The organism is Paenibacillus sp. FSL H3-0329, from assembly GCF_037963285.1.
Taxonomy (GTDB): domain Bacteria; phylum Bacillota; class Bacilli; order Paenibacillales; family Paenibacillaceae; genus Paenibacillus_AQ; species Paenibacillus_AQ odorifer.
This window is the reverse complement of record NZ_CP150150.1, coordinates 2,215,941-2,233,284: the sequence shown is the minus strand read 5'-3', so window position 1 is coordinate 2,233,284 and position 17,344 is coordinate 2,215,941. Positions and strand designations below refer to the sequence as shown.

General features: G+C 46.1%; 18 protein-coding genes and 1 tRNA gene. 2 read left to right on the top strand and 17 right to left on the bottom strand.

Annotated elements, in window-relative coordinates; all coding sequences use genetic code 11:
* Nucleotides 1-5: 5 nt before the first annotated feature.
* Both NSQ66_RS09575 and nrdR read right to left on the bottom strand, forming a co-directional pair.
* Nucleotides 6-81, bottom strand: a tRNA-Ala gene (locus tag NSQ66_RS09575).
* Between the two features lie 251 nt (nucleotides 82-332).
* A complete protein-coding gene (gene nrdR, locus NSQ66_RS09570) occupies nucleotides 333-809 on the bottom strand; it encodes a transcriptional regulator NrdR (RefSeq protein WP_036678976.1) in 477 nt (158 codons plus the stop codon).
* Nucleotides 810-973: 164 nt separating this feature from the next.
* Here nrdR and NSQ66_RS09565 point away from each other — a divergent pair, with 164 nt between their 5' ends.
* Complete coding sequence (locus NSQ66_RS09565; protein WP_036678974.1) at nucleotides 974-1,192, top strand: alpha/beta-type small acid-soluble spore protein; 219 nt, start codon at nucleotides 974-976, stop codon at nucleotides 1,190-1,192.
* Nucleotides 1,193-1,276: 84 nt separating this feature from the next.
* On the opposite strand, the gene NSQ66_RS09560 is transcribed toward NSQ66_RS09565, so the two are convergent.
* From NSQ66_RS09560 to NSQ66_RS09510, 11 genes are all read right to left on the bottom strand, one after another.
* The gene (locus NSQ66_RS09560; RefSeq protein WP_036678971.1) at nucleotides 1,277-1,840 is read right to left on the bottom strand and encodes a lytic transglycosylase domain-containing protein; all 564 of its coding nucleotides are present in this window, start codon (nucleotides 1,838-1,840) and stop codon (nucleotides 1,277-1,279) included.
* A complete protein-coding gene (coaE, locus tag NSQ66_RS09555) occupies nucleotides 1,837-2,433 on the bottom strand; it encodes a dephospho-CoA kinase (protein WP_076213868.1) in 597 nt (198 codons plus the stop codon). Before coaE ends, NSQ66_RS09560 begins: the two co-directional genes overlap by 4 nt.
* A 9-nt stretch (nucleotides 2,434-2,442) precedes the next feature.
* Nucleotides 2,443-3,189 carry a manganese efflux pump gene (locus NSQ66_RS09550; protein WP_036678965.1) on the bottom strand — a complete coding sequence of 249 codons (747 nt, stop codon included), beginning with the start codon at nucleotides 3,187-3,189 and terminating at the stop codon, nucleotides 2,443-2,445.
* A 132-nt stretch (nucleotides 3,190-3,321) separates the two neighbouring features.
* Nucleotides 3,322-4,158: a DNA-formamidopyrimidine glycosylase gene (gene mutM, locus NSQ66_RS09545; protein ID WP_036678963.1), complete on the bottom strand. Its 837-nt coding sequence runs from the start codon at nucleotides 4,156-4,158 to the stop codon at nucleotides 3,322-3,324.
* A 52-nt stretch (nucleotides 4,159-4,210) separates the two neighbouring features.
* Nucleotides 4,211-6,880: a DNA polymerase I gene (gene polA, locus NSQ66_RS09540; protein WP_036678960.1), complete on the bottom strand. Its 2,670-nt coding sequence runs from the start codon at nucleotides 6,878-6,880 to the stop codon at nucleotides 4,211-4,213.
* 189 nt (nucleotides 6,881-7,069) lie between these two features.
* Nucleotides 7,070-7,729, bottom strand: coding sequence for a phosphate signaling complex protein PhoU (phoU, locus tag NSQ66_RS09535; RefSeq protein WP_036678957.1), 660 nt, complete (start codon nucleotides 7,727-7,729; stop codon nucleotides 7,070-7,072).
* Nucleotides 7,730-7,802: 73 nt separating this feature from the next.
* Nucleotides 7,803-8,558 (bottom strand): phosphate ABC transporter ATP-binding protein PstB, encoded by a 756-nt coding sequence (pstB, locus tag NSQ66_RS09530; protein WP_036678954.1) that lies wholly within the window; start codon nucleotides 8,556-8,558, stop codon nucleotides 7,803-7,805.
* Nucleotides 8,559-8,756: 198 nt separating this feature from the next.
* Nucleotides 8,757-9,485: a response regulator transcription factor gene (locus NSQ66_RS09525; protein WP_036678951.1), complete on the bottom strand. Its 729-nt coding sequence runs from the start codon at nucleotides 9,483-9,485 to the stop codon at nucleotides 8,757-8,759.
* A gap of 109 nt (nucleotides 9,486-9,594) precedes the next feature.
* Entirely contained in the window at nucleotides 9,595-11,391 is a 1,797-nt protein-coding gene (locus tag NSQ66_RS09520; RefSeq protein ID WP_036678948.1) for an ATP-binding protein, read from the bottom strand.
* 178 nt (nucleotides 11,392-11,569) lie between these two features.
* A complete protein-coding gene (locus tag NSQ66_RS09515; RefSeq protein WP_076100110.1) occupies nucleotides 11,570-11,956 on the bottom strand; it encodes a VOC family protein in 387 nt (128 codons plus the stop codon).
* Between the two features lie 161 nt (nucleotides 11,957-12,117).
* Nucleotides 12,118-13,677 carry a fumarate hydratase gene (locus NSQ66_RS09510; protein WP_076100116.1) on the bottom strand — a complete coding sequence of 520 codons (1,560 nt, stop codon included), beginning with the start codon at nucleotides 13,675-13,677 and terminating at the stop codon, nucleotides 12,118-12,120.
* 102 nt (nucleotides 13,678-13,779) lie between these two features.
* Here NSQ66_RS09510 and yfbR point away from each other — a divergent pair, with 102 nt between their 5' ends.
* Nucleotides 13,780-14,385 carry a 5'-deoxynucleotidase gene (yfbR, locus tag NSQ66_RS09505; RefSeq protein WP_094901415.1) on the top strand — a complete coding sequence of 202 codons (606 nt, stop codon included), beginning with the start codon at nucleotides 13,780-13,782 and terminating at the stop codon, nucleotides 14,383-14,385.
* 83 nt (nucleotides 14,386-14,468) lie between these two features.
* Here the strand turns inward: yfbR and thiH are convergent, their stop codons facing one another.
* The 4 genes from thiH to NSQ66_RS09485 are packed head-to-tail and all read right to left on the bottom strand — an operon-like array spanning nucleotide 14,469 to nucleotide 17,289.
* Complete coding sequence (thiH, locus tag NSQ66_RS09500) at nucleotides 14,469-15,584, bottom strand: 2-iminoacetate synthase ThiH (protein WP_076100108.1); 1,116 nt, start codon at nucleotides 15,582-15,584, stop codon at nucleotides 14,469-14,471.
* Between the two features lie 34 nt (nucleotides 15,585-15,618).
* Nucleotides 15,619-16,386 carry a thiazole synthase gene (locus tag NSQ66_RS09495; RefSeq protein WP_076100107.1) on the bottom strand — a complete coding sequence of 256 codons (768 nt, stop codon included), beginning with the start codon at nucleotides 16,384-16,386 and terminating at the stop codon, nucleotides 15,619-15,621.
* A 55-nt stretch (nucleotides 16,387-16,441) separates the two neighbouring features.
* Nucleotides 16,442-16,645: a sulfur carrier protein ThiS gene (gene thiS / locus NSQ66_RS09490; protein ID WP_076100105.1), complete on the bottom strand. Its 204-nt coding sequence runs from the start codon at nucleotides 16,643-16,645 to the stop codon at nucleotides 16,442-16,444.
* A 38-nt stretch (nucleotides 16,646-16,683) separates the two neighbouring features.
* Entirely contained in the window at nucleotides 16,684-17,289 is a 606-nt protein-coding gene (locus NSQ66_RS09485; RefSeq protein ID WP_076100104.1) for a thiamine phosphate synthase, read from the bottom strand.
* Between the last annotated feature and the right edge of the window lie 55 nt (nucleotides 17,290-17,344).

Here is a 17,344-nt window from a genome sequence, read left to right as displayed (position 1 = left end):
AGTTTTGGTGGAGCCAAGGGGGATCGAACCCCTGACCTCATCGCTGCCAGCGATGCGCTCTCCCAGCTGAGCTATGGCCCCAAACTGAAATTTCAGATGTATGTAATCACACATTTTTAAATTTTAGTTTGGTCGTAATTGAGTTGTTCCGATAAACTCAAGCGTCGTAGGCGACTTCTATATAATATAAAAAATCGCCCTCTATGTCAACACTTTTTTTAAAATTCATTTTTCCACTCAAATTCCCCGCTGAGAACTTAGAGGAAACAAACCAGTAGAAGCACTCCTAGCAGACCCTAGGACTGGCTGTAACGCCCTAACTGGGCAAAACCCTATAATCCCTCTAATTCTCCCGTACTCTTGGACAGCAGCCCCTTGAGTTCCTTCATGAACATGTTAATATCCTTGAACTGGCGATATACGGACGCAAAACGAACGTAAGCCACTTCATCTACTGGGTAGAGCTGCTCCATTACGAATTCACCAATCTGTTGGCTTTCCACTTCAGCCACGGCGATGCCGCGCAAAGATTTCTCAACCTCGGACACGATCTTTTCTAGACGTTCCACAGAAACCGGCCGTTTCTCACAAGCACGGATAAGACCGCGGAGTATTTTATCACGACTGAATTCCTCACGGCTGCCGTCTTTTTTAATTACAATCAGTGGCGTCTCTTCAATCATTTCAAAAGTAGTGAAACGTTTGCTGCAACGCTCACATTCACGCCTACGACGGATTGACTTATTTTCATTCGCTGGTCGCGAGTCCAGCACTTTAGTATTTGTGTGATCGCAGTAAGGGCATTTCATAAGCTTCATCACTTCCTATTACATAATGGTATTGGTCCCGGAATGTTATAAATCCGGCTTTTGAACGGCTTTTTTATTATTTCCAGAAATCACCGTTTTTTTCTTGTAATGATAATGGCAAGTCCGGCACATAATACAGTTACCAACAGAGGAGGTGAACAGCAATGAGCCAAAGCAACAACTCCAATAACCTTGTAGCTCCAAATTCCCGCGGTGCCTTGGAACAACTTAAATACGAAGTTGCCCAAGAACTAGGAATCACGCTTTCCCCAGATGGTTACCAAGGCAATAAAACTTCTTATGAAAATGGTTCGATCGGTGGTTACATCACTAAACGTCTTGTAACCCTGGCAGAACAACAACTGGCAGGTCAATACAAATAACCTGACCAACATAAGCTTTTTGAAGAAGTATTAAACGACCTACAAGTCGTTTAATACTTCTTTTTATACATAACACGGCAGAAATTAAAATTCTTTGTAAATGTCCGTGTACTGATCATAGTAATAATTAACGCGCTGTACATAATGCCTGGTTTCACCAATGGGAATATCTTTAATGGTTGCATCTGTCCCATCCCAGATCCCTTCGTCCAACCAGCGTTGAACTTTTCCGGGTCCAGCATTATAAGCTGCGATAATTGCTGTACGTTTACCTTCGAACTGACGGGATAAAGTTGAAAGATACCATGTACCCAGTTCAATATTAGCCGAAGGCTCATGCTTGAGTTCTTCCATAGATACGTTTGGAAGCTTGGCCTTTTCCAGCGCCCACTTCGCGGTATCCGGCATAAGCTGCATCAGCCCTAGTGCGCCTTTTTTGGATTCTCGTCCAGTTTTAAAGTTCGTTTCTACACGAATAATCGCGGTTACAAGAAACGGGTCTATCTCATAAGTGATGCTGTGCTTGCGAATCTCGTCTTTAAAATGGATGGGATAAAACCACGACATCCAGTTTGTACTCAGAAACAATATTGCCGTAAAACCAACAAATAGCAGAAGCAGTACTCTTTTTTTACGTAACCATTTCATGATAAACCCAGCCTGTCCCAAAAAACAGCAACCTGTTGCTCAGTGTACGCAAGATCGCCACTGTTGTCGATGATGTAGTCCGCTTTATTACGTTTCTGTTCAATATCCATCTGTGCATTCAATCGCGCTTCTGCTTCTTCTAAAGAGAGCCTGTTACGTTCCATTAATCGAGTAATTTGCACTTCACGGGGAACGTAGACTACTACAATCTCATGGAACAGGGTCTCAAGCCCTGATTCAAAAAGAAGCGGAATATCCACAATAATAAGCCGCTTCGGCTCTTCCTGCTCCATGCTGTACATACGATTTTTGATTTCCTGCCGGATGGCAGGATGCGTCAAATTGTTCAAGGTTTGCAGGGCCACCGGATCTTGAAAGACGATTTCACCTAATTTGGCCCTATTCAGTGTTCCATCCGAAAAAAGGATCTCTTTTCCAAATTGCTTAGCAGCAGCAGCCAACACTTTATGCCCGGGAAGCATAACTTCTCTGGCGATCACATCGGCATCAACCAGCCTCGCTCCCTTGTTCACAAGCAGTGCAGACACTGTGCTTTTTCCGGATGCGATTCCTCCGGTTAAGCCTATAATCATGTACTCACCTCATAATAGCTTCAGTATTCCCATTGCAATTAATAATAACGCTGGTAATGCGGCAGCATGCTTCATCCAGTAGTTCCCGGCAAATCTAAGTCCAGTCTTCATACCCAGTAATAGAAATGTACCACTAAATAAAGCTATTGTAAGTGATGTCCATATCGGATTGAAGCCAAGCAGCGCTGCGCCAAGTCCAGCCCCAAAAGCATCCAGAGAGAGCGCAATCCCAAGTATCATCGCCTCCATCGAAGAGATGCTTCCTGAGGCATCCATATCCGCAGAAGACGGGGTACGCAAGATCTGCACTACAATCCCCAAACGGCGTAGCTCAAGCGAAAAAACAGCTGATTTCAACGGTTCATCATTCATAACAGGTTCTGTACCCGCTTCAGAATCAGCAGCTACCTCTGCCCAAGCCTGCTCGGAAAATGAGCCCTCATCTACCGTTTCAGCTTTACGTCCGCCATCTGCATCTTTCTCTTTTTGCATCAGCATCTGAACAAGTGACCAGCACCCCATTAGCACAAGTATAACCGCACCAACCATAGAAGCTGCATTCGGAGACACTACCTTGGCAAGCAAAACCCCAACCTGCATAGATACACAGATAACTACCCCCGAACAGAGCGAGATAATCAGAACGGAGAGCAGTGGTATTTTCATTTTACGCAGCCCATATGTAATTCCTACACCAAAACCGTCCAAACTCAAGGCAAACGCTAGCAATAGCAGTGAAAATAATGGGCTGAGCACCCGCAATCCCTCCTGTGAAGAACCGGCAAACTGAAAAGTTTATCGTTTCAGCTTCCGTTCTCTATTAAGCATTCTTCACACAGTATATGGGCGGGACAAGTAGTGGGTGCCAACCTTATTATTTCAACAAATTCAGTTAACAGTCGGGCGCTGGCAATTTGGACAATAATGCGTGCCACGACCGCCTACAACCGTCTTCTCAATCATCGTTCCACAGTTACTACACGGCTGATCCTTACGACCGTAAATCAATAGCTGCTGCTGATACGTACCGCTCTCACCTTGGCCATTAACATATGACTTAACAGATGAACCTCCGGCGTTAACCGCTTCGGCCAGCGTGCTTACAATGGCATGATGCAGCTTGTCCAATTGATTGTCCGTGAGCGATTTGGCGCTGTCTTCAGGATGGATGCCCGCACGGTGCAACGACTCATCTACATAAATATTGCCGATGCCGACGATATATTCCTGATTAAGCAGCAGCGATTTAATTTTGGTGCTTTTACCTGACACGATCTGCTTAAACCTCTCCGGTGTAAAAGAAGGCTCCAGCGGCTCCTGCCCCAGCTTGTTTAAAGGCGGCAGCTGAAGATCTTCTCCCATCTGAAAAAGATGCATCGTACCGAACTGGCGAACATCCGTGTAACGCAGCTCAGTTCCATCCGTAAAATGAAAAATCACATGTGTATGCTTGTCCAGTGGGTCATCATTTGAAAAAAGTCCGTAACGGCCTTCCATCCGCAAATGTGACACAAGCACCAGACCATCCAGCACAATACGCAAAAACTTTCCTCTTCGTTCAACTTTAACAATGCTATGACCTGCCAGCAGGTGGGCAAAAGCCTGAATATCATCCGGACGCTGAATAATCCGCGCCAACCGGACGGTTACATTCTCTATCTGCTTTCCATTAACTAACTCATTAAGTGTTCTCTTGACTGTCTCTACTTCCGGTAATTCCGGCATGATGTCTTCACCTCAACTACATTATAGCTGATATGCACACCTTAAAGGGAGTCTATTTCGCCTCGTACCAGTTACTTCCAAAGCTGACCTCTGCCTTAAGTGGCACAGATAACTTCAGGGCTCCACCCATTACTTCCGGCAAAAGCGTCTTCATAAGCTCCATTTCATCCTCTGGCACCTCGAATACAAGCTCATCGTGTACTTGAAGCAGCATACGGCTCTTAAGCCCACGATCAAATAATGCCTTGTCCATATGCACCATCGCCAGCTTGATAATATCCGCTGCTGTTCCCTGTATAGGTGTATTCATTGCTGTCCGCTCCGCAAAAGAGCGCAGATTAAAGTTTTTCGCATTAATCTCCGGCAGATAACGGCGACGTTCGAGCAACGTGGTCACATAACCATACTTCCGCGCCTCTACTACGATATCGTCCATATAGCGGCGCACACCCTGATATACCTCGAAATACTGCTCAATAAATTGAGCGGCTTCCTTACGCGGAATATTCAAATTCTGCGAGAGGCCGTAATCACTGATCCCGTAGACGATCCCGAAGTTTACGGCTTTTGCGGCACGGCGCATATTGCTGTCCACCTGTTCCGCGGTCACACCGAACACATCCATCGCTGTCTTCGTGTGAATATCCATATCATGCAGAAAAGCTTCCTTCATCCGCTCATCACCTGAAATATGCGCAAGCACACGCAGTTCGATCTGCGAATAGTCGGCTGCCAGGATGGACCAGCCCGGTTCGGACGGAACGAATACCTTGCGGATTTTGCGTCCTTCCTCTAGACGAATCGGGATATTCTGCAAGTTCGGGAATTGGCTGCTAAGCCGTCCTGTAGCGGCAATCGTCTGCCGGTAGAATGTATGCACCTTCCCTGTGTTCGGGGAAATTTCTTTAAGCAGCCCCTCTACGTAGGTAGATTGAAGCTTCGCAATTGTGCGATATTGCAAAATCAAACGCACCACATCGTGGTATGGCGCAAGTTTCTCAAGCACTTCGGCATCCGTGGAATAACCCGTCTTCGTCTTCTTGACGACAGGCAGACCTAGCTTTACAAACAAGATTTCACCCAGCTGCTTTGGTGAGTTCAAATTAAACTCAGTGCCACAAATCTCGTATATTTCACTGACCAATTTGGAAATTTGCGCCTCGAATTCTTTTCCAAGCTCTTTAAGATCACCAGCATTGACTGCAATCCCCTGTTTCTCCATATCCGCCAAAATCCGTGACAAAGGCATTTCCAGATCCTCGAATAGCCCTGTCATCGCGGTCTCCACCAGCTCCTGCTGTTGCTTCTGTGCGATTCCAAGAACCGTTGCACTCTTTCGTGCAACGTGATTTCCTAAGACTTCAAGCTCAGGGATTTTGTATTTGGCACCTTTACCAAATACCTCTTCATCAGGAGAGAGCCGCGGCAAGCCGTATTTAGCAGTGAGATCGTTTAGATTCTGATTAGCCTCCGTAGGATCAAGCAAATAAGCCGCCAGCTGCACATCATGGGCTGCACCTGCAAAAGCAATTCCCTGCCAGTGTAGAGCCAAATCAGCGCGGTGAAGATCATATCCACTTTTCGGAGCCTTTTCATCTCCTAGCCAATCACGCAGCTTCGCAGCAGCCGGTTTATGCAGTAATTCAAACGGCACATAGTAATGCCGCTCCAGAGAGGACAATCCTATTCCGATTACCTCGGCACGATGCGGATTATCTCCATTCGATTCCACATGCAGCGCCGAAATGCCAGCCAGGGCTTCACTTAGCCCCTTAAGTTCTTCTTCACTTACGATCGTAATATCAAGTGCAGCTGCTTCTACTTCAGCAGCACTTTCCTCTCCCTCGGCAACAGGAGCATAAGCACTAAGAGACAAACGTTCCAACAGTGATTTAAATTCCAGCTTGGCAAGCGCTGGGCCGGCTGTATCCGCTAAAATTCCATTAAAGACCATGTCTTCCCACGAATGCTCAAGCGGCACTTCGCGATAGATGGTCGCTAATTTTTTACTCATTACCGCATCTTCCGCATGGGTTTCCAGTTTTTCTTTCATTTTACCCTTTAGCTCACCGGTTCCAGCTAAGACACCTTCCACCGATCCAAATTGATGCAGCAGCTTCAAAGCTGTCTTCTCACCTACGCCGGGTACTCCCGGGATGTTGTCACTCGCATCGCCCATCAGCCCTTTAAGATCAATGATCTGCTCTGGGGTTAGGTCATATTTCTCCCGGATTTGTTCCGGCCCATAAAGCTCAACTTCAGTGACCCCTTTGCGGATTAAAGCAACGGTCGTATGCTCAGAGGCCAGCTGCAACATATCCTTGTCTCCCGACACGATCATAACCTGCCGTCCCGCTTCATCCGCCTGGCGCGAAATGGTGCCAATAATATCATCAGCCTCATAATTGCCAATTTCAAACTGCGGTACACCTAAATTAGTCAGCAATTCCTTCAGCAATGGGAACTGCTCGGAGAGCTCGGGCGGTGTTTTTTGCCGGCCGCCCTTATAATCCTGATAACCTTCATGCCGAAAAGTAACTTTCCCTGCATCGAAAGCGACAATCATATGTGTCGGTTTATGTTCTTCGATTAAACGAAGCAGCATCGTTGTAAATCCGTACACCGCATTTGTCTGTTGCCCTGCTGTATTCGTCAGCGGGGGCATCGCAAAAAAAGCACGGTAAATAATATTGTTTCCATCTATAAGTATCAACTTGTCCATAGTGCACCTCGCCTTTTTCATGCTTACTCCTTACATCTTACCATATGCCCTGTACAAGTAGAAACGGCTTTACCAACCTAAACAGTGGGATAAGCTGATATGTTAAGGATATACAACAAGTAGCCGCCCTTTTAAAAGGGCGGCTACTTAGTTTAACTAAAGATATAACAAAAGATGTGTGAGTACAAATTACTGATTCAAGTCCGGACGGCTGCCTGTGACCAGATAAACAACACTCTCACCAATGTTAGTCGCATGATCGGCAATCCGTTCAATATAACGGCCTACCAGCGTTAATAACATAGCTTGGGACACAGAATCCGGTTTTGCCACCATATAACTATATAGCTCATTGATCATCGAACCATATAATTGATCGACCTGATCATCATCTTGTGCCATTCTATAAGCCAGATCAGTGTTCTCATCCAGATAAGACTGGATAGCCTCATCAATCATGGTCGTCACAATTTCCGCCATACGCGGAATGTCTACAAGCGGCTTGATCAGCTGCTGTCCATGGATGCGCATAGTTGCTTTCGCAACATCAATAGCCAAGTCACCCATACGTTCCAAATCGCTAGATATTTTGAAAGCAACGATAATGCGGCGCAAATCTTTTGCTACAGGCTGCTGCGTAATAATTAGCCGTGAGCCAATTTCCATGATTTTATCTTCCATGGCATTCAGCTGCAAATCTGCTTTAATGATTTCCTGAGCGCGTACAGTATCAAGATTCTGTAAAGCAACAATTGCTCCACCAAGAGCATCTATTACATGTTCACCCATCTGCTGCAGCAGACTGCGCAGCTCTTCCAAATCTTTATCAAATTCTTTTCTGCGAATCATAGTAAGAGCGATCCTCCTCATTAATGTATGGTCAGCTTGCCATTTCCAAGGACGAGCGCCCTTGTAGCCCGTATCAGCCGAAACGTCCAGAAATATAATCTTCGGTGCGGGAATCCTTAGGAGTCGAGAACAACACCTCTGTATCCGCCGCCTCTACAATTACACCATTCAAGAAAAACACGGTTCGACCAGATACACGTGCCGCCTGATGCATGTTATGAGTAACCATAACGATTGTATACTTACTTCTTAATTCCTGTACAAGCTCCTCTATCTTGAGCGTAGACACAGGATCCAGTGCAGACGTTGCTTCATCCATGAGCAGGATATCCGGCTGAACTGCCAAAGCTCGGGCAATACACAGCCGTTGCTGCTGTCCGCCGGACAAGCTAAGGGCAGATTTTTTCAGAAAATCTTTAACTTCCTCCCACAGCGCGGAATGACGCAGACTTTGCTCTACAATCTCATCCAGTTCGCTCTTTGAACGAATGCCATGCAGGCGAGGACCGTAAGCTACATTGTCGTAAATCGACTTTGGAAAAGGATTTGGCTGTTGGAATACCATGCCGACCTGTTTACGCAGGCTTTCTACCTCTACCTCGTCACTATAAATATTTTTGCCACCGATGTTTACAGTTCCTTCAATACGTGTACCAGGAATCATATCATTCATACGATTCAGCGTGCGCAACAGAGTGGATTTTCCGCAACCGGAAGGTCCGATAAAAGCAGTAACCTGTTTCTCCGGAATTTGCAGATTCACATTCTTCAGTGCGTGAAATGACTCATAGTAGAGATCAAGTTTCTCTATGTCAATGATGGATTTCATTAGTATTTACGTCTCCTTCTCATCATCTTCGTTCTCCATAATAAGCTTTTAATGTAAATACAGTTGGAGAGAAATGTTAACGCAATGTAAAATTGGTGAAGATGAATTAGTCCACGTGATAGTATTCCCTACAATTCGGCGTGTAATCTCACCTGAATCTTGTTTATGAACGGGATAAAGAAGAAAACTCCAGTCATGCTAAATGACCGGAGCTCTCTTTTTGTTAACAACTAATTTATAACCTACACCTCGAATGGAATCGATATGAACGGATTCTGGATCTAGCTCAAGCTTTTTACGGAGTGAACTTACATGCACATCAACTGTACGCTGTCCACCAATATAATCAAAGCCCCAAACAGCGTTCATAAGATCATCTCTTGTCAGCACTACCCCGGGTTTACGGGCCAAATATAACAATACCTCGAACTCTTTAGGTCGAAGGTTGATGCTATGTCCTCCTAAGGAAACTTCATACCGCTCAGGATAGATTTCTAGTTGTCCTAGAATGATCGTTGAAGCAGATATAGGTGTCTCTTGTGGAGCCTCCTCAGCAAGGCCGGAAATCCGCCGTAATACAGCGCTCACTCTTGCAAGCAATTCGGATACTCCAAAAGGTTTGGTTATATAATCATCAGCACCGGATTTCAGCCCTCTAACCACATCTTCTTCAGCATTTTTAGCAGTCAATACGATAATAGGTGTGCGGATACCTTGTCCACGCAATTTATCAAGGATGTCAATGCCATTCATTCCTGGCAGCATCAGATCCAATACGATCAAGTCAAAAGGTTCCCTCGTCGCACGATCATATCCTGCCGTTCCATGATCCTCTACCGTCACCTCGTAACCTTCCTGCGTTAAGTTATAGGACAGCAGCCGGGCTAGTGTCGGTTCGTCTTCAATGACAAGCAATCGTTGAGCCATAGGTTCCCCCGTCTTCCATATAGTTTGATTTTTACAAAACAGCAACAAAACCATCATATCACCGTAATGTTAACTTAGTGTAAAATTGAAAAAGTGAATTTACAAAAATCTAATCGGTCTTTTCTTCCTGCAGCAAAGGCAATTCAATCACAAAGGAACTGCCGATTCCCAGATCACTTTCAACTGAAATCACTCCATGGTGCATATCTACCAAATGCTTCACAATAGACAGCCCCAATCCCGTTCCACCGGAGCTTCTGGATCTTGCCTTATCCACACGGTAAAAACGTTCAAAAATACGCGGCAGATCTTTTTTAGGAATCCCCATACCCGTATCGCTAACAGTAAATTGAACATTTTCGGAGCCATCTGGTTTCAGTAGACTCTTAACGTAGACCTTTACGTTTCCGCCTTCATGTGTGTAATTAATCGCATTAGAGAAAAGATTCATAAAGATTTGACGCAGCTTATCCTCATCCGCCTCAATGAATAGCTCCTCAGGAACCTCTACATTAAGACTAATGTTTTTCTTCTCAGCGACTTTACTGATGGTTCCCAGCACGGAATCAAAGAATTCAATGATATGAACCGGTGAGCAATCGAGCTGCACCCGTTTAGATTCGATTTTAGATAATTCCAGAATATCTCCAATCAAGCGATTTAAACGCTCATTCTCATCATATATAATTTGCAGGAAGGATCTCGCCGTCTTCTCATCTTTAACTCCGCCTCCCAGTAAGGTCTCGGCAAACCCTTTGACCGCTGCAACCGGAGTCTTTAGTTCATGCGATACGTTAGCGACAAATTCACTGCGCATCCGCTCCAAACGGCGAATTTCCGTAACCTCTTGCAATAGGAAAAGCATACCTCTGTACGTACCATCCTGGATCATCGGAACCGCGTCCATCCGTACAATTCGCTCTCTTGGGTTATAAATACTTCGCTCTTCATGAATCGGCTCCCGGCTTAATACCCCTTCTTCAAGCAGACGGGTTAGCTCATAATGCCGTTTTAACTCTTTGTACGAATGACCCGCCATTTCACTGTTGCTGACATCAAGCATTCGCTCTGAAGCCCGATTGAGCAGCGCAATCTCTTCTTCCGCATTGATCATTATGATGCCGCCAGTCATATTATCCAGCACGCTTTGCAGCAGATCCTCATTATCACGAATCGTCTTGAGCTGGTCTTGAAGACTGTCTGCCATCGCATTAATCGCTGTAGCCAGCTGTCCAACTTCATCTTTACGCTTCAAATGAACTCTGGCATCATAATCCAGATCGGTAATCCGCCGGGCGACTCTTGTGATTTGCTCCAACGGGGAAGTCATGCTTGAAGCTACTTTATAGCTCACAATCGTTGCTGACAAGAACAAGATAATAAGACCTGCAGCCATGATCATCCAAGCATGCTTAAGACCTTGAGTAACAGCATCAAGTCCCATTGAGACCCGAATATAGCCGTCAAACCCCTGATCTGAAGTTACCTTTCCAGCCACATATAACATCTCATGCTTTAGAGTTTCGCTGTAACGGATTGCCCGTCCAGTTCCCTCTTTCGCAGCCCCTATCTCTTCTTCACGATTGGAGTGGTTGTCCATTTCCAAGGGGTTTTTCTCAGAATCGCCAATTACTTTACCCGACTTTGTAATAAACGTTATCCGAGAATCTAAAAGTTTAGAAATATGCTCCGCCTGTTCAGTGTAATACGGGATCGCATTTGAAGAATTCATATCTACAAATTCCAGTGTGCCTGAGAGCAAGCTTATTTCCCGGGACATATTCTCTTCCAGAGCAGTTATATGGGAGCTCTTAAACAGATGAGCCATCGTAAATCCAGTACCAATCATGGAAATACCGATTAAGGCCATAAGTATAAACGTAAGACGAGCGCGAAACGGTTTCATCTGAAATGTGCCTCTCCCTTTATCATTGTATCTTTTATCCTAACTTCATTTTCTCCAAAATACCAGTACGACTATGACCGTGACATAAGCCCCCCAGAGTAGATTATATAAAAATAACAGCCCGAGTTGATTAACTCTGGACTGTTACTTTGTATTACTTTTGTAAAAACACATGAGTTTATTCTGTACGGGTGGCAAGAAACCACTGATTACCCTGACGGTCTCTAACCCCTGCTCCTCTTTCTCCATAGGACTTATCCAGTGGTTCTTCAATAATAGAGGCCCCGGCATTCAGGCACTTGCGGTAGGTCTCATCAACATTTCTTACATAAAGATGAATGGCAAGCTGTACCGGTAAATACTTTTCATTCGCTTCGGAAACCTCAATGATGGAATCACCGATTCTGACCTCGGCATGCCTAATCCTACCCTCATCGTTTCGCAGCATATCAATAATTTTGGCATCAAAGCAGTGCACAACAAAATCTATCAATTGCTCTGCATCTTCCGCAATAAAATACGGCGTAACGTTAAGAAACCCATTTCTAATATAATGTGGTGCCATTCGTTGTCCTCCTTTAGACAGGCAAAAACGCCTTCGGCGTTCCTTAAGGATAATTTATAGTCTGGACATATAAATCCTTATAATTTGATTAAAACCCATGGAAAAGCCATTCAGAGAATAATCTGCCCTCCTCATGACTTATCCACCGGTTGTAACCCCATTTATTTAAACACTGGCTCCTTGAATTGAGTCAATTTAGCTGCAGAATCTTTTTCCACATCCGCATGCAGACTGTTGCCGTGAGCATCCATCGTCACAATCGCTGCAAAACCCTCCACATCGAGATGCCACATCGCCTCAGGAATACCAAATTCCATAAAATCAACAGCGTTGACCTTCTTGATGCACTCTGCATAATACTGGGCGGCTCCACCAATCGCATTGAGGTATACCCCGCCGTGCTCCTGTAAGGCTTTTAACGTTTTTGGACCCATACCACCTTTTCCGATGACTGCACGGATTCCAAATTTTTTGATGATATCGCCTTGATAAGGCTCTTCACGAATGCTCGTAGTTGGGCCCGCAGCTTTTACATGCCAGCCTTCCTCATCTTTCATCATCACAGGACCGCAATGATAAATCACAGCCCCTTCCAGATCTACCGGAGACTCATGATCCATTAAATATTTGTGCAGAGCATCACGGCCTGTATGCATTTCACCGGATAAAATAACCACGTCTCCAACACGCAGACTACGGATATCCTCTTCACTTACCGGCGTTGTAAGACGTACTTCCCGCGACTCAGAGGCTGGGCTGTTAGCTCCCTCAGCAATTACCGCTTCAGATTCATGTGCTCCTTCATCATCTACAGATATCCCTGTGCCGCTCTCATATAACCAATCCTCTATATTGCCAGTTGATGGATCAACCAGCACCCCTTGGCGGCGGAAGGCCCAACAGTTATAAGCAACGGATACGAAAAAGCTAGCTGGCAGACGATTCATAACGCCAACCTTACAGCCCAGCAGCGATACCTCACCACCAAAACCCATCGTGCCAATTCCAAGCTTGTTAGCATTCTCCATAATATAGTCTTCCAGCTTGCTAAGGTCTTCTATCGGATTAACATCCTCCACTTTGCGGAACAACTGCTTCTTAGCCAGCTCGTAGCCAGTCGTACGGTCACCGCCGATACCCACGCCAATAAAACCGGCACTACAGCCTTGTCCCTGCGCCTGATATACCGCGTGTAAAATACATTTACGGATTCCGTCCAGATCCCGACCCGCTTTGCCGAGTCCTTCTAATTCTGCCGGGAGACTGTATTGAATATTTTTATTCTCGCAGCCTCCACCCTTCAGAATAAGTCTAACGTCTATTTTATCCTCTTCCCATTGTTCGAAATGAATGACTGGTGTGCCTGCACCCAAGTTATCTCCGCTATTCTCACCTGTTAATGAATCTACAGAATTGGGACGAAGTTTACCATTCTTGGTCGCTCGTACAATGGCATTATGAATATCTTTTTTCATCTCAATCTGATTGATTCCCACAGGGGTGTGAATGATAAATGTAGGCATTCCCGTATCCTGACAGATCGGAGACACTTGCTGCTCAGCCATTCCGATATTTTGCGCAATCGTGGTTAAAGCAAGACCGGACCGGGTAGCCCTGTCTTCCAGCGCACGACCTTTTGCAACTGCCCGGCGTACATCTCCCGGCAAATTCGTGGAAGTTTCTACGATAAGGTTATAAATACTGTCTTCAAAATGCTGCATCTTCATTCAAGCTCCTCTCGGCAGTTCCAGGTTATCTAAAGTTTGATACAATTAGTATAATAATATCATACCTAGCACCGCATGAAAGGGGTTACTTTAAAATTGAGCTACCATTTTTCTGCCTATCTATATCGTCTTCAGTATATTCAGCGCTGGAGCTTGATGCGCAGCACCGCACCGGAGAACGTCGCTGAGCATTCTTTTCATGTTGCATTGCTCACACATATGCTCTGTTCCATTGGTAATGTACATTTCGGGCGTTCATTAAACGCGGAACGAGCAGCAACCATAGCTCTTTTCCATGATGCCAGCGAAGTATTCACAGGCGACATTGCCACGCCGGTAAAATACAACAATCCTCGCTTGCTCACTAGCTTCCGCGAAATGGAAAAGGTTGCGGCTGATCGCTTAACTGGAATGATTCCATCAGAGCTAAAAAGCATCTACACTCAGCTCATACGACCGGAAGACAGCCCTCCCGATTCGGAGGACATTCTGCTGCACAGCTATGTGAAAGCCGCTGATCGGCTGGATGCTTATTTGAAATGCGTATGGGAGGTTGCTGCAGGCAACCGAGAATTTGCCGCCGCGAAGGAGCAGACAGCAGCAAAACTTCGTGGGCTTGGCCTGCAGGAAGTGGATTATTTTCTGACTCATATGGCACCGAGCTTCGAAATGTCTCTCGATGAGCTCTCTGCCGGAAACTAAACACCATCTACACAATAGAAAAAAGGACCTCCGCATGAATCTCGCAGGGGTCCCTTTAGTGATTAATAATAAAAATACAAGCGTTACGTTACTGATTCAGTCAGGATATCCCAGTCTTTAAAAATCGGCTGCAAACCCTTCGTATATAGCATTTCCGTAATCTCCTGCACACTGCGGCTATCGGATATTTCGAATTGCGGAGTTCCCCCTGCATTAGTGTGACCGCCCACCTCAGTTGTGACCCCGGCTGACATCTTAGTTATTCCTAGATGAATTAAATGATCGCGTAGAGAGGCAGGCTCTCTTGTAGATAAAGTAATGCCCGAACGGGGTAAAAATAACCGGTATGCCAAAATAATCTGCACTAGTGATCGATCGGTAACATCGCACTCTGGGTTAAATTCCCCTAAATAAGGCCGAAACCGTGGGGGTGACAGGCTGATCTCGCAATCTGGATACCGATCCTGTAGATAGCGGGCATGCATGGCACTTTGGAATGCCTCTTGCCGCCAATCGTACATCCCGAGCAACGTACCAATATTCACAGAACGAAAACCTGCCTGACAGCCGCGTTCAGGTGCATCCAGGCGATTCCGGTAGTTTCTTTTAGGCCCTTTAACATGCAGCTTTTTGTAAGTCTCCTGGTGGTAAACCTCTTGGTATAGTGTTAATCCATCCACGCCTGCTTGAAGAAGCTCTTTATATTCGGCAGTCGATAGAGGATTTATCTCAATACTGACGGAGGAAAAAAATTCTCTAAGTACAACTACACAATCCTTAATATATGAGACAGGATTCTCCCGGCGCGATTCACCAGTCAAAATGAGGATATGCCGCAGACCTGTAGCTGCAATCTTCTCAGCCTCCCTGCGAACCTCCTCCAAGGACAGCTTTTTACGCGGAAAATCATAAATGGAGCTGAAGCTGCAGTAGGTACAATGATTCACACAAAAATCGGCAAGATACATCGGTGTGAACAGCTGCATCGAATAACCAAAATGTGCACGGGTCAGTCGCTGAGCAGCTTGCGCCATCTCCTCTAGCAGCGGCGTTGCTGCCGGAGAGAGCAATGCCAGCAAATCATTTTCGTTCAGCTTGTCTTTTCCAAGCGCCCGCTTAACGTCATCCTCCCGGAACTCCTTCCACAGCTGCTCATATGGATACTGCTCCAAGCGGGCCAGTGTGTCAAAAAAGCTCATGCTAATCCTCCCTCCTTTGGTGAACCTATCAAATTCAGTTCAGAAATCCAGTCAACGGTGACGAAGCAAAAGCAACTTCTTCTACAGGACCGAGTCCTGCCAAATAAGCTTTGCGGCCAGCGGATATCGCCTCGCGGAACGCTTCCGCCATGACGAGCGGATTACGTGCCGTTGCGACAGCCGTATTAAGCAGAACAGCAGCGGCCCCCATCTCCATTGCTTCCGCCGCTTCCGAGGGCTTGCCAATTCCGGCATCTACAATAATCGGCAAATTCACTTCTTCAATAAGAATACGCACAAGCTCCTTGGTGCGCAGGCCGCGATTCGTCCCGATCGGCGCACCAAGCGGCATCACAGCAGCAGCACCGGCATCTCTCAGACGTAAAGCAGCCGAAAGGTCCGGACTCATATATGGCAGTACTACAAAACCCTCCGCCGCTAGAATCTCTGTAGCTCGTATGGTCTCCAGATTATCTGGAAGCAGGTATTTCTGATCATTGATCACTTCGATCTTCACCCAGTTCCCCAGTCCCGCAGCTCTTGCTAATCTCGCAATACGGACTGCCTCCTCCGCTGTACGCGCTCCTGAGGTATTAGGCAGAAGAGTCATGTGGCCGGGAATGTGGTTCATGATATTTTCTGCTCCACCTTCCGGGTCCACTCGGCGAAGCGCTACAGTAATCACCTGAGAACCAGAGCTTGCGATCACTTCGGGGATCAGAGCATTCCGGCTATATTTTCCGGTTCCGATAAATAATCTACTAGTTAATTCGATGCCTCCAATATGTAACGGGTCATGCATGAAATTACCTCCCTTTGGTTCTTATAAATTTCTCAAAATTCTATACCGCTCCATCTCAACCCCCACCAACAAAGTGCACCAGTTCCAAACGATCATCCTCGCTCAGAGCAGTACTTTCATAATTCTCCTTACTGACAATTTCTCCATTCAGCTCAATGATCATCAGACGACCCGACCACTCAGGAAGACTGATCAAATCAGCTATAGTTTGAATACCACCAGAACACTCTGCGGATTTCCCGTTAATCAACAGTCTCATTCTGAATCACCCCCTTCGCCTATGCTTTTACCTCCCGGCTATGAATGAACCGCCTTATGAATAGCTTTGGCGGCCTCATAAGGATCATCCGCTCCGCAAATTCCGGACATCACAGCAATTCCTGCCGCGCCTTGCCTAATGATCTGCGCCGCATTAGCGGGACCAATTCCGCCAATCGCAATTACAGGAATAGAGCTAGTCTTCACCGTTTCTGCAAGCAGCTCTAACCCACGTGCGGGCAGCCCTAGCTTGCTCGCCGAGGGAAATACATGGCCAAACAAGCAATAATCAGCTCCCTGCTCTGAAGCATTCGCCGCTTCTTCCGGAGAATGAACCGATCTCCCCAGCCAAAGCTGAGGTGCAATTCGCCGGGCTGTAAGCGGGCTCAGACTGTGCCCAGCCAACTGAACACCCGCGGCACCAGCTGCCAATGCTACATCGATCCGGTCATTGATTATCAGTTTGGTAGCGGGTATACCGGCAGCCAACAGCTCCTGTGCCGCAGAGAGCAGTTCGCGTGCTGGACATTGCTTCTCTCTTAAGTGAATATAATCGACCCATGTCTGCACCGTGACAGCCAGTTCAACAAATTGTCTCAACAGCTGCTTGCCGTCTGATATTAGATGGATCTCAGCTTGTACCACTCGCGATCTCCTCTCTCTCACTTCCCTGTAGGCCAGTAAAAAACAAAAAAACTGC

Coding starts and splice junctions, on each gene's coding strand:
- nrdR (WP_036678976.1), bottom strand. CDS start 809: ATGAAATGCCCTTACTGCGATCACACAAATACTAAAGTGCTGGACTCG.
- NSQ66_RS09565 (WP_036678974.1), top strand. CDS start 974: ATGAGCCAAAGCAACAACTCCAATAACCTTGTAGCTCCAAATTCCCGC.
- NSQ66_RS09560 (WP_036678971.1), bottom strand. CDS start 1,840: ATGAAATGGTTACGTAAAAAAAGAGTACTGCTTCTGCTATTTGTTGGT.
- coaE (WP_076213868.1), bottom strand. CDS start 2,433: ATGATTATAGGCTTAACCGGAGGAATCGCATCCGGAAAAAGCACAGTG.
- mutM (WP_036678963.1), bottom strand. CDS start 4,158: ATGCCGGAATTACCGGAAGTAGAGACAGTCAAGAGAACACTTAATGAG.
- polA (WP_036678960.1), bottom strand. CDS start 6,880: ATGGACAAGTTGATACTTATAGATGGAAACAATATTATTTACCGTGCT.
- phoU (WP_036678957.1), bottom strand. CDS start 7,729: ATGATTCGCAGAAAAGAATTTGATAAAGATTTGGAAGAGCTGCGCAGT.
- pstB (WP_036678954.1), bottom strand. CDS start 8,558: ATGAAATCCATCATTGACATAGAGAAACTTGATCTCTACTATGAGTCA.
- NSQ66_RS09525 (WP_036678951.1), bottom strand. CDS start 9,485: ATGGCTCAACGATTGCTTGTCATTGAAGACGAACCGACACTAGCCCGG.
- NSQ66_RS09520 (WP_036678948.1), bottom strand. CDS start 11,391: ATGAAACCGTTTCGCGCTCGTCTTACGTTTATACTTATGGCCTTAATC.
- NSQ66_RS09515 (WP_076100110.1), bottom strand. CDS start 11,956: ATGGCACCACATTATATTAGAAATGGGTTTCTTAACGTTACGCCGTAT.
- NSQ66_RS09510 (WP_076100116.1), bottom strand. CDS start 13,677: ATGCAGCATTTTGAAGACAGTATTTATAACCTTATCGTAGAAACTTCC.
- thiH (WP_076100108.1), bottom strand. CDS start 15,584: ATGAGCTTTTTTGACACACTGGCCCGCTTGGAGCAGTATCCATATGAG.
- NSQ66_RS09495 (WP_076100107.1), bottom strand. CDS start 16,386: ATGCATGACCCGTTACATATTGGAGGCATCGAATTAACTAGTAGATTA.
- thiS (WP_076100105.1), bottom strand. CDS start 16,645: ATGAGACTGTTGATTAACGGGAAATCCGCAGAGTGTTCTGGTGGTATT.